The 11,637-nt window shown below is 72.8% G+C and carries 9 protein-coding genes and 1 pseudogene; 6 read left to right on the top strand and 4 right to left on the bottom strand.

What is annotated here, in order from left to right:
• Nucleotides 1–341: 341 nt before the first annotated feature.
• The 3 genes from CCN29_RS01580 to CCN29_RS01570 are packed head-to-tail and all read right to left on the bottom strand — an operon-like array spanning nucleotide 342 to nucleotide 3,170.
• Entirely contained in the window at nucleotides 342–1,313 is a 972-nt protein-coding gene (locus tag CCN29_RS01580) for a phosphoglycerate dehydrogenase (RefSeq protein WP_006129989.1), read from the bottom strand.
• Entirely contained in the window at nucleotides 1,310–2,086 is a 777-nt protein-coding gene (locus tag CCN29_RS01575) for an HpcH/HpaI aldolase family protein (protein ID WP_006129988.1), read from the bottom strand. Before CCN29_RS01575 ends, CCN29_RS01580 begins: the two co-directional genes overlap by 4 nt.
• 49 nt (nucleotides 2,087–2,135) lie before the next feature.
• Nucleotides 2,136–3,170, bottom strand: a complete 1,035-nt coding sequence (locus tag CCN29_RS01570; RefSeq protein WP_228731591.1) for an aldo/keto reductase — start codon at nucleotides 3,168–3,170, stop codon at nucleotides 2,136–2,138.
• A gap of 213 nt (nucleotides 3,171–3,383) precedes the next feature.
• Between CCN29_RS01570 and CCN29_RS01565 the strand changes: the two genes are divergently transcribed.
• Genes CCN29_RS01565 through CCN29_RS01555 form a run of 3 tightly spaced genes read left to right on the top strand, consistent with a single transcriptional unit; the run spans nucleotide 3,384 to nucleotide 6,479 of the window.
• Entirely contained in the window at nucleotides 3,384–4,622 is a 1,239-nt protein-coding gene (locus CCN29_RS01565) for a four-carbon acid sugar kinase family protein (RefSeq protein WP_234315918.1), read from the top strand.
• Nucleotides 4,619–5,623 carry a 4-hydroxythreonine-4-phosphate dehydrogenase PdxA gene (gene pdxA / locus CCN29_RS01560; RefSeq protein ID WP_006129985.1) on the top strand — a complete coding sequence of 335 codons (1,005 nt, stop codon included), beginning with the start codon at nucleotides 4,619–4,621 and terminating at the stop codon, nucleotides 5,621–5,623. The genes CCN29_RS01565 and pdxA overlap by 4 nt, the downstream gene beginning before the upstream one ends.
• A 25-nt stretch (nucleotides 5,624–5,648) precedes the next feature.
• Nucleotides 5,649–6,479 carry a DeoR/GlpR family DNA-binding transcription regulator gene (locus CCN29_RS01555; protein ID WP_031023770.1) on the top strand — a complete coding sequence of 277 codons (831 nt, stop codon included), beginning with the start codon at nucleotides 5,649–5,651 and terminating at the stop codon, nucleotides 6,477–6,479.
• Nucleotides 6,480–6,592: 113 nt separating this feature from the next.
• On the opposite strand, the pseudogene CCN29_RS01550 reads toward CCN29_RS01555, so the two are convergent.
• A pseudogene (locus CCN29_RS01550) lies at nucleotides 6,593–7,366 on the bottom strand (IS5 family transposase).
• A 131-nt stretch (nucleotides 7,367–7,497) separates the two neighbouring features.
• Here CCN29_RS01550 and CCN29_RS01545 point away from each other — a divergent pair.
• The 3 genes from CCN29_RS01545 to CCN29_RS01535 form a co-directional block, all read left to right on the top strand.
• Nucleotides 7,498–8,817, top strand: a complete 1,320-nt coding sequence (locus CCN29_RS01545) for a hypothetical protein (RefSeq protein ID WP_031067131.1) — start codon at nucleotides 7,498–7,500, stop codon at nucleotides 8,815–8,817.
• Nucleotides 8,818–9,958: 1,141 nt separating this feature from the next.
• Nucleotides 9,959–10,378, top strand: a complete 420-nt coding sequence (locus tag CCN29_RS01540; protein WP_086679699.1) for a hypothetical protein — start codon at nucleotides 9,959–9,961, stop codon at nucleotides 10,376–10,378.
• An 85-nt stretch (nucleotides 10,379–10,463) separates the two neighbouring features.
• On the top strand, nucleotides 10,464–11,637 hold a 1,174-nt coding region (locus CCN29_RS01535; protein WP_442538204.1), incomplete at its 3' end, for an RNA-binding domain-containing protein.

Raw genomic sequence — 11,637 nt, 5'->3', positions numbered from 1 at the left:
GTCCCGGAAGGAGGCGGGGGCGGGGCGGGCGTCCTCGGGGCGCAGGGCGTACGGATCGGCCTGCGTCGGCGCCGCGGAGGGCGGGGAGTCGATGGTCGACATGGGCGGTGTTCCTTTGCTGGATCCGGCGCCGTCGCCGGAGCGGAAGGGGGGCACTGCGTGCGGTTGTACGGGGGGTGTGGCGGCGTTGCCTTATGCGGGCCGGGGCGCACCGGGAGCAGTTGCGGAGGCCGGACGGCCCTGGAGGGGGGTCACTGTGCCGGGCCGGTCGGGTCCGGCGTGGTCGGCAGGGCTGCCGGGCCCGCGGCGTGTTCTACGTGCGGCGCTGACCGTGGCGCTGCTTACGCCGGGTTGAGCGGGGCCTGGCCCGCGAGGACGCGGAGCACGTCCTCGGCGACCATGAGGCCCATCGCGCGGTTGGCCTCCGGGGTGCAGGCGGCCATGTGGGAGGTGAGGGTGACTCCTGGTGCGGTGCGCAGCGGGTGGCCGTGCTCGAGGGGTTCGGTGGTGAAGGCGTCGAGGGCGGCTGCGGACAGGTGCCCGGAGTGCAGGGCCCCGGCGAGCGCGATGTCGTCGACGAGGTCGCCCCGGGCCGCGTTGACCAGTACGGCGCCGGGCTTCATGGCGGCCAGCCGGTCGGCGGTCAGCAGCGGCTCACCGGCGGGCGGCAGGTGCAGGGTGACGACGTCGGCGCGGCCCAGCAGCGTGTGCAGGTCGGTCGGTTCGGTACCCGCGGCGGTCACGGCGTCGCCGGGCACGTACGGGTCGTGGGCGACGACGCGCATGCCGAAGGCCTGGGCGTAGCCCGCGACGAGGCGGCCGATCCGGCCGAAGCCGACGACGCCGAGGGTCTTGCCGTACAGCTCGGGCCCGAAGTGCTTGGGCCAGCCGCCCGCCATGACGGCGGTGTGCGAGGCGGTGATGCGGCGGGTCGCGTCGAGGACGAGGCCGAAGGTGTATTCGGCGACGGCGCGGGAGTTGGAGCCCGGCGCGCACACCACGGGGATGCCGCGTTCGCGGGCCGCGGCGAGGTCGATGGTGTCGGTGCCGACGCCGTGCTTGGCGATGACCTTCAACCGGGGGGCGGCGTCCATCACCTCGGCGGTGATGTGGTCCATCCCTGCGATGAGGGCATCCGCGTCCGCCGCCCAGCGGGGCAGTTCGGCGGTCGGCAGCGCCGTGTCCTCGTACGGGCGGAGCGGGCCCGCACCGCCGTCGGCGAGGAGTTCCCAGGGTTCGGCCGCGTGCCGCGCGAAGGTCGGCGTGGTGATGAGCGTGGTGCGGCCCTGCCCGCTCGTGCGCGGGGTGGTCATGACGCGGTGCCCCGGGCCGCCTCGAGGTGCGCGGTGGCAACCTGCTGGAGGTGGACGACGTCGGCGGAGACCGTGGCGAAGGTGAAGCCCTCGGCGAGGCGGCGGGCGGCGCTCGCGCCGTCGGCGTTGTGGATGCCGGCGGCGATCCCGGCGGTCTCGGCGGCCTTGCGGATCCGGGTGAGGGCCGCCTCGAACTCCTCCGCCACGTCCGGGTCGGTGGACGACGTGCCGCCGATGGCCAGACGCAGGTCGGAGGGGCCGACGTAGATGCCGTCGAGGCCGGGGGTCGCGCAGATCTCCTCGACGTCGGCGAGGCCGTCGGCGGTCTCGATCATGGCGAGGACGGCGGTCTGCTCGTGCGTGTCGGCCGGGTTCGGGCCGATCCGGAGCTGGGCGCGCATGGGGCCGTAGGAGCGGCGGCCGTGCGGCGGGTAGCGCACGGCGGCGACGGCGTCGGCGGCGTCCTGGGCGGTGTCGATGAGCGGCACGATGACGGCGGCGGCCCCGGCGTCCAGGGCGCGGCCTATGCAGGTGAGGTCGTTGGCCTCGACGCGGACCATGCCGACGGCGGTGGAGCCGCGGGTGTCGGTGGCGATCAGGTTGTTGAGCAGGCCCTGGTAGCCGAAGAGGCCGTGCTGGGCGTCGAAGGCGAGGTAGTCGTAGCCGATGCGGGCCAGGCGCTCCGCGGCGACGGGCGAGTCGAGCAGCGACCAGTAGCCGATGAGGCGCTGCCTGTTGCGCAGGGCGGTGGTGAATTCCGCGGCGGTGGTCATGACGGGAGTTCCTCCGGAAGGTACGGGTTCGCGGCTCGGCGGTCGGCGGTCAGCGGTTGTAGGCGGGCATGGGGCCGCGCAGGGCGGCGCCGACGGCGTCGCAGGCTTCGGTGACGTCGGCGGGGAGCGGGCCGGCCTGGGCGGCGGCGATGTTGGCGCGCAGGTGCTCCACCTGGGAGCCGCCGAGCAGCAACGCGTCGGTGGACGGCCGGTCGAGCAGCCAGCGCAGGGCGAGTTCGGTGAGCGGCAGGCCCGCGCCCTCGGCGATGGCGGTGAGCTGCGCCACCGCGGCGAACAGGTCCTCGTTCCAGTACCGCTGCTTGTACATCGCGGCCAGCTCGGAGTCGCCGAAGCGGCCGGTGGCGGGGTCCGTGCCGAAGCGGTGCCGGCCGGTGAGCAGGCCGCCGCCGAGCGGGTTATAGACCATGGTGCGCAGGCCGCTGACGGCCGCGTACTCGGTGTATTCCTCCTCGATCCGGCGGGCGAGGAGGTTGTGCAGCTGCTGTGCGATCACGGGGCGCGGGGCGCCGGTCTCCTCGGCGGTGCGCGTCAGCTCCGCGATCTGCCAGGCGGCGTGGTTGGAGACGCCGAGCGCGCGGATCTTCCCCTCGGCGGCGAACTCGGCGACTGTGGCCAGGGTGTCGGCGAGCGGCGTGCGGCGGTCCGGCTGGTGCAGGTAGAAGAGGTCGACGTGGTCGGTGCCGAGCCGCTTCAGGCTGCCCGTAAGGGCCGCGCGCAGTCCTGCCGGGGAGAGCGGGGCGTGCTCCCCCTGGTCCGGGTGCGGGATGCCGGCCTTGGTGGCGAGGACGATCCGGTCGCGGCGGCCGGGGAGCAACCCAGCGAGGATGCGCTCGCTCTCGCCGCCCGCGTAGCCGTTGGCGGTGTCGACGCCGGTGAGCCCTGAGTCGAGGGCCGCGTCCAGCATGTCCGCGGCGCCCGCGCGGTCGACGGTGTCGCCGAACGTCATGGTGCCGAGGACGAGGCGGGACAGCGGGACCGGGACGGACGGGAGCTCCATCCCCTGCGTGGTGCCCTGTGGGCGCGTGCCGCCCCGCGGGGCGGGGGTGCCGGTTCCGGTGCTCACGGGTGATTCCTTCCGGTACGGGGCCGTGCTGGACGCCGCCCGCCCGGCGGGTGGTGGGCGACGGCCGTTGTCGCGTGGAGGAACGCTCGCATGGTTGCGCGTTATGCGCAATACCCCTCGCGCGAATCGCGCAGGATGTGCCATAGTCGAGCCTGCCGGCGCCGCGGCCGTTCGACCCTCGCTCTGCTGCGTACGGGTTTGGAGGAGGTATTCGTGAGCCCTTACAGGGGCGCGCCACCGGTCATGGCACTCGCCGACGACCTGTCGGGCGCCGCGGAGGCTGCCGCACTGCTGCGGCTGCCGGCGCTGCTGGCCCTGGACCCCGTGCAGGTACCGCCCGCGCGGGACGGCGAGGCCGTGGTGGTGGACCTCGACTCGCGTCACCTGCCGGCCGCGGCCGCGGCCGGCGCCGTGCGCACCGCGCTCGCAGCCCGTCCCGGCGCGACGACCTGGTACAAGAAGTGCGACTCGCTGCTGCGCGGGAACGTGGGGGCCGAGGCCGTCGCGTTCGCCGAGGGCGCCCGAGCCGTCGTGACCGCCGTGGCCCTGCCCGTCGCCGGACGGGTGATGCGCGGGGGCGTGGTCCACGTGGACGGCGTACCGCTGCACGGGAGCGGCGCGTGGCGCGCGGAGGAGCGGGCGGCACCCCGCTCCGTCGCCGGGGCCCTCGCCCCGCTGCTCACCGCCGGGGTGCCCCTCGACGTCGTACGGCAGGGGCCGCGGGCCCTCGCCGACCGGCTCACCGCGGTGGCCGCGCGCGGACGGCACCCGGTGTGCGACGCCGAGACCGACGCGGACCTGGACGCCGTCGCCGAGGCCGCGCTGCGGCTGGGCCCGGGGTACCGGCTGCTGGGCAGCGGCGGTCTGGCCGCCGCGCTGGGCCGGCGCGTCGGGACCGCGGTCCCCGCCCAGCACGTCCCCGACACCGGGCGGCCCCTGCTCGTCGTCGCCGGGAGCGCCGAGCCCGGCATCGTTGCGCAGATCGCGCAACTGGAGGCGGCCGGAGCGCACCATGTGTCCCTGAAGCCCGACGAGTTGACCGGCGCTTTGCCCGTGCCGCTGCCGCCGCTGCCTCCTGGCGGGATCACCGTCCTCTCCGTCGACGGGTCCGGCGGCATCCGGCCCGGGGCGGCGCGGCACCTGGTGGCCGGACTGGCCCGCACGGCCGCCGCGCTGCCGGGGGAGCCCGACCTGGTGCTCACCGGCGGCGAGACCGCCCGCCGGGTGCTGGACGCGGCGCAGATCACCGCGCTGCGGCCCGTCGGCGAGATCCACCACGGTGCCGTCCACTCCCTTACCGCCGACGGCCGGTCGGTCGTCACCCGCCCCGGGAGCTTCGGCGGCCCGGACTCGTTCCACCGCATCGTCGCCGCACTACGGCCCCGCCTGCCGTCCCCGTCATCCGCACGTCGTCCCACCGCACCGTCACCGAGCCAAGGAGTCACCCCGTGAACGCCCAGCACCCCCTCCCCCTCATCGGCCTCACCATGGGTGACGGCGCCGGCATCGGGCCCGAGGTCATCGTTCCGGCGGTGCTGGACCCCGCCACACTCGGCCGGTGCCGCCCCGTGGTGATCGGTGACGCCGCCCGGCTGCGGAAGGCGGCCGCGATCCTCGGCGTCGAGTGCGAGGTCGTCGCCGTGGACGCCCCCGCCGACGCCGAGTTCACCCCCGGCCGGATCAACGTCGTGGACCTCGGCCTGCTTCCCGACGACCTGCCCTTCGGCAAGCTGTCCCCCGTGGCGGGCAACGCCGCGTACGAGTACGTGAGGCGGGCCGCCGAACTGGCCGTCGCCGACGAGATCGACGGCATCTGCACCGCCCCGCTCAACAAGGAGGCCCTGCACGCCGCCGGGCACGTCTACCCCGGCCACACCGAGCTCCTCGCCCACCTCACCGGCGTCGAGGAGGTGTCGATGATGCTTTCCACCGAGAAGGTGAAGGTCATCCACGTCACCACCCACATCGGCCTGATCGACGCGGTCAGCCGCATCGAGCCGGGGCTGGTCGAGCGGACCGTGCGCCGCGGCCACGAGGCCCTGGTCCGGGCCGGCGACCCGAACCCGGTCATCGGCGTCTGCGGCATCAACCCGCACGCCGGCGAGAACGGGCTGTTCGGGTACGGCGAGGAGGAGAAGAAGATCGTCCCCGCGCTGGAGAAGCTCCGCGCCGAGGGCATCGACGCCCGGGGCCCGCTCCCCGCCGACACCGCGTTCTTCCTCGCCTCCCGCGGCGACTACGACCTCATCGTGGCGATGTACCACGACCAGGGGCACGGCCCGGTGAAGGTGCTCGGCATCGAGGCGGGCGTCAACCTGACCATCGGACTGCCGGTGATCCGCACCTCCGTCGACCACGGCACCGCCTTCGACATCGCGGGAACCGGCAAAGCCGAGGCCGGTAGCATGATCGAGGCGCTGCGGCAGGCCGCCGAATTGTCCACCGCCCGCTGAACCGCCTTACCCAGAAGGACACTTGATGCCGCCCACCGCATCGCAGGCCCGGCGCGAGGAGATCCTGCGACTCGCCACCACCACCGGCCTGGCCAGCGTCGACGAGCTGTCGCAGCGCTTCGGCGTGACCGCCTCCACCATCCGCCGCGACCTGGCCCGGCTCACCGCCGACGGCCGTCTCGCCCGGACGTACGGCGGCGCGATGGCGCTGACCGCCCACCCGGAGGCGTCGCTGCGGCAGCGCACCGGTGAGGCGTACGCGCAGAAGCGGGCGATCGCCCGGTGGGCGGCGGCCGAGGTGCAGCCGGGCGAGACGGTGCTGCTGGACGCCGGTTCGACGGTCGGCGCGCTGGCGCACGAACTGCGCACCGCGCGGGACCTCACCGTGGCGACGACCGGCCTGACCGCGCTGCACGAGCTGGCGGACGTGGAGAGCGTCCACGTGGAGTGCCTGGGCGGCACACTGCGTCCGCTCAGCCAGGCCTTCGTGGGCCCGCTGACCGAGGCGGCCCTGGAGCGGATGACCTTCGACCGCGTCTTCCTCTCCGCGGACGGGGTCACGGCGGACGGCGGGATCAACGAGGCCGACCTGCGCCAGACCCGCCTCAAGGAGCTGATGGCCCGCCGGGCGGCCCGCGTCTACGTACTGGCCCACGCGGAGAAGCTGGGCCGCGCCCCCTTCCACGCCTGGGCCGCCCTGCCGCCCGGCTGGACCCTGGTCACCCACCGGGCGGCGAGCGAGGCCCAGGTGTCGGCGTTCACCGGCCGCGGCGTCCGGGTCGTCCGGGTCGAACCCCTCGAGGAACTCGGGGATCCGGAGGGGCCGGATCCGCTCCCCCACCCGCCCGGCGACTGACGTCCTCGTCTTCCGGGAGCCGTTCCGAGCCGCGCCGAGGGGGAACCCATAGCGCAGGCTGCCGCCCGACGACGCTGACCACCGCGCCCTCAGCCGTACTGGCTTGAAAGGTCCTAACAAAGCCGTTGGACGTGGCGGTGGGTAATGAGGCAGGTGGCGAGGCCGAGGAAGGCCTCATGAATGTCGTCGCGCCGTTCCCAGCGGATGCGCAGGCGGCGGAAGCCGTGCAGCCAGGAGATTGTGCGTTCGACGACCCAGCGGAAGATGCCCAGGCCGGAGCCGTGCGGCTGGCCGCGTTCGGCGATCACCGGCCGGATACCGCGCTGCCACAGCAGCCGCCGGTACTTGTCGTGGCCTGCCGACGACGCCGGATACCGCGGGAACCTTGTCCAGCAGGGGCAGGAGCTGGGTGACGTCGTCACGGTTTCCGCCGGTCAGTGACACCGCGAGCGGGATGCCCTGGCCGTCGGTGAGGACGTGGTGCTTGCTGCCCGGCCGTGCGCGGTCGACCGGGCTGGGCCCACTTTCGGGCCCCTCCGGGCCGCCCGCACGTGGGAAGAGTCCATCACCGCCCGCGACCAGTCCAGCTGCTTCGCCGCCCGCAGCTTCTTCAGCAGCACCAGGTGCAGCTTCTCCCACACACCGGCCTCGTTCCAGGCCGCCAGGCGCCGCCAGCAGGTCATCCCTGAGCCGAAGCCCAGCTCCTGGGTCAGGTACTCCCACTGGATGCCGGTGTGCAACACGAACAAGATCCCGCACAGGGCCTGCCGGTCCGGCACCCGTGCCCGACCCGCCACCAGCTTCGGCCCCGGCTCGGGCAGCAACGGCTCAATGAGCGACCACAGTTCGTCCGACACGATCCACGGCCGCGACTGACGTTTCCCCACGACCCGACCAACGAGCAGACAAGCCGATGGTTACTTGATCAACAACTTCTGTTAGGGCTTCTAAGCCAGCAGCGCGAACGCTTGCGGCGGGCTCGGTGAGAGTTGTCGGTGGCAGGGGAGAGGATGTCCGGATGACACTGCTGCCGATCACTGTCCCCGCGTCCCTGCTGAGCATCCACCGCCTCGACCCCGAGAGCAAAGGGTGGGGATTCAGGGTCGACCACGCCGTGGCGACGGCAGCCGGCGAGACGTACCTGCTGACCGGTCTGCGCCGCTATCGCTCGCACGCGGTCGGTTCCGCCGACCCTGCCGAGCAGAATTTCGGCTACCAGCTGATCACCCGCCACGGAGTAGACGGAAAGCCCACTGCCAGCGCCGTGTTCGGACAGGCGGTGCCGGGCGGCGCCCCGTCGGCGGTACCGGAGGGCGACGAGGCGACCCTGGCCGTCCTCCCGGACGGCACGATCGCCCTCAGTTCCTCGCCCGGCAGCACTCACCTCCTGTCCCCGGACCTGGACGAGGTCCTCGCCTCCTGGCCGATGTCCTCGGGCTGGAATAGGAAGGAGAACCGCGAGGAAGACCCGTTCGCCGCGTCGATCACCATCACTCCCGCGGGTCGGCTGCTGTGCATGACCTCTGAGTACGGGATCAGCAACTGGGCCGGCGCCCGCCCCAACATCGTCGCCGTCTCCGAACCCGGCAGCACCCTCGGCCCAGGCTACAAGCCCGCGCTGCAAGCCATCGCGACCCTAGACGCGCGCACCGGCCGCCAGAACGACGCCGACCGTCACGCGCACGTGCGGTACGGCGACGCGCCGGTGGGGCGCGGCAACCGGCCCTCGCCCTCGTTGACGGAGGCCCTGTCGGAGCTCACCGGGACCAGCGGAAGTCTCTACGGCTACGTCGATTCCACAATGACCCGCCCCGCGGCGCTCGCCGACGACCTGTTCGTTGTCCCGGTCTTCGGGAGGACCTACCGCTCGAGCAACCGGGGTCAGGAGTTCAGCTTCGCCCTGGTCGACGACCGTGGGGTGGTGCGGGGTCGGCTGGGAGGCTTGCACCTGCGCGAGGACAGCCCGTTCACCGGCTTCGACTTCACCGTGGTCGCCGACCCGCGCCGCGGCCGGGCTTTCCATCTCAACCGCTACGGCCTGTACACGTGGAGCGCCGACGGGGTGCTGCGGGCCCGGATGTCCACTGCGGAGCAGCCGTTCAAGCCCCTCGTCCACTTCCAACTGCTGGAGTGCACCCCCGCAGGGGAGTTGCTTCTGGCACACCGTAAACAGCACCTGCTGCTGCGCATGCCGGTGCCGCATGACCTCGACGGCCTGGCGGCGGCAGTGGAGGCCGCGCTGAAGGGCTACGGGCGCGAGCGCACCGCGCTGAAGAAGCAGTACGCCCCAGTGAACTGGCTCTGGCGGGACAGCTCGGCCGCGGTCAACCACCTCTGACGCCCAGCGAGCATCCGAACCGATCAGCGACCGACTTGCTTCTGCGGGCCGGTGGTTGCGAGGGCCGTAGAGTCGCGGTGTGGACTCCTGCCCCGCTCACGACTCCTTTCTCGCACGGTGTTTCGACTGCTGTCGGCAGGCACTGAGCGCGTGCCCCGGAGATGTCGGAGACCTCACCCGGCGCGATCCACATGCCTTCGCTGCGTTCGCCAGGGAGCACCGAGAGTGGGTGGAGAACCTGCTGCTTGCTGAGTGCGCTAACCGGCCGCTGATCGAATGGTCCTACCCTGGCGGGCCTCCTCCCCTTGTGCGCCGGACCGTCTACGCAACCCCCGCAGTCCCCGACGTACTGCCGGTGCCTTGTGCGGTAGCCGTCGGGCTCGCCCGGGCGCACCAACAGCGTGAGGGCCCTCGCAGCCGGCATGAGACGTGGACCTCCCGGCTTCTGGAGCGCCTCGATCCCCGCGTTGACCAGCGGCTGGCACAGCTGTGGCGTGACTTGGCACTCTTGGCCGCGGAACGCGACCCGGTCGCGGCAGCCGGACTGCGCCACATGGTCGAGAAGCAGGCGCGGCCGACGTTGTGGGCGCATCCCCGGAGTGGCTACTGCTCCTGGGACGTCATCTGGAGGGCCTGGACGTGGCGCTCACCGCTGCACTCACCGACAAGCACCGGATAGTCCGGCAGGCGGTCAACCGGTGCAGCCAAAGCATGATCCTTCCGGTGCAGTTGCGCGCCGGCGGGCTACGGGCCGTCACCGAGAGCACAGGGCCGGGCTGCTGAACGTCCTTGCCGCGTCGGTCGACGCCCGCCGGGCCGACTTCCCACGGCCGTTGTCTGCGCCATCGTCCACCTGGCTTGCCGACCACGGGCTGGAGGACCTGGTGCGGGGCGCCACCCGCCGAGCGGTAACCGAGTTCGCCAACGCCACGCACGACCTCGGGGCCGCGGAGGAAGAACACCTGACCGCGACACTGTTGGCCGGTCTCGCCGGCGAGTTCACAGCCCTGCCCGCCCGCACCCGGCTGGCCGGCGTGGCAGGCCCGCATCTGCGGGTCGGCCACCGCACCGTGACCAGGAACGGGAGAACGGAGCAGACATCGGCGTCGTCGTCGACGTACGCGTTCCCGGCCATCTCCACTTGCGCACGGGAGACCTCATCCAGGTCAAGAAGTCCGCCGCGCTGACGCCCGGGCGCGCTGGACGCGAGGACTCCTGGACGGTCAAGCGCCGCCAACTGCACGATCTGCTGGAGCACAGCGCAAGCTCCGTGTACTGGCTGATCCGCGGAAACGGTGACGTTCTGGTGGTTCCGGCCAAATTCCTGGCCGCCGTGGAGGGCGCCACCGCTCGCCTTTCCTCGAAGCAGTTCACCATCGGCTACACGACCGTCCGGCACGCCGCAATCACGATGGAGCAGTACCTGCCCGATCTGGTCGTGGGCCTGTGGCTCGGCAGCAGCAGCGAGCACACTCTTCAGCCGGCGCAAGGCACCGGCCGTACCACCCGGCCCCGGTTCGCCCTCACCATCGACATCGTGCTCCAGCACATGGAAGGGTGAGCAGGCGTCCCTCATCGCATGCGGTAGCCGGTGAGCTTGTGAAACTCGGCAGCACGCGGCCGAAGCGCCGGTGGAAACTGCCGGAGTGGTGAAGGATCTGAAGAGCGCGCTGGCAGCGCTGGACGCCCAGGAGCCGGGCTCCCTGCTCGGCCTACGCGAGACGCAGTGGCTCGACGCCAAGGCGGCCCCGTACCAACTGGCGGGCCCCAAGGCGGTCGAGGAACTCGCCAAGGATGTCACCGCGTTCGCCAACGGGGGCGGCGGGCTCATCGTCATCGGCATCGCCACCCGACCTGAGCACGACGAAGAGGTCCTGGACCGCATCGTCGGCCTCGACCCGGCCGCAGTGAACGTGGACCAGATCCGCAAGCTGATCCGTCAATGGATCACCCCGGCTCCACGCGGCGCCCGCGTCGGATGGTCCGGTGCTGACGGCGAACGTGTGGTGTTCATCGATGTCCCCGAGCAGGCCGCCGGCACGTTGTTCGTCGTGCCAGCGCCGGTGGGCAAGCCCGGGTCTCCGCGCACGGACACAGTCGCCGTACCGATGAGGGATGGCGACAGCACGCACTGGCTGCCGCGGGCCGAGATCCAGCAGCTGCTCTCCGCCGGCGTCCGCGCCTCTGGCGTGCCCACCGCTCAGGCGCTCACCGAGCTCGTGCGGAAGGCCGTCTCTGCAGCCGGGCCGGACGGCGGGCTGCGGGTCGGGCAGGGCCTGCCCGACCGAGAGCGGGAGATGCGGGCGGCCTACGAGCAGCTGGCCGGCGCAGGACTGGGCCGACCGGCCGGAGAAGCGTGGGCGCAGGGCCCGGCTGCTCTACAGGATCTGCACCACGAGCTCGACGGCGAGCCGGGCTGGGTGCTGTGTCTGGTGCCCGGCCGCCCTCCGGCCGCCGTCGCCGAGCCCCTCTGGCAGGCGATCGTCGAAGCGGGGCGGCGTGCCCCGGGCGGCCAGGACCCGCTCGCGGCCGTCGGCCTCCCCCGGCTTCCCGCCGACTCGGACACCCCGTGGGTGATCCCGGCCGACGCTCGGAGCGTGGACCTCGACGGCGGATCGTGGGGTGCGGGCCGGCTGTCGTGTTCGAGCCGCGGCGTGTGGCGGTGGCAGCCGCTTCCCCGCTTCAGCCTGGACCAGGGCCGGTCAGACGCCGGCGCTGCGCCTTCGCGCCCTGGTGAACCTGCCGTGGGCCGACCCCGACGCGCTGAAGGTCAGCAAACCCCGGCGTACGCTGCTCGAACAGCAGCTTGCGCACAGCGCG

The sequence above is a fragment of the Streptomyces pseudogriseolus genome (assembly GCA_002154585.1).
In the GTDB taxonomy this organism is placed as follows: domain Bacteria; phylum Actinomycetota; class Actinomycetes; order Streptomycetales; family Streptomycetaceae; genus Streptomyces; species Streptomyces pseudogriseolus.
The sequence above is the reverse complement of the archived record's forward strand: the minus strand, read 5'-3'. Positions and strand labels throughout refer to the sequence as shown.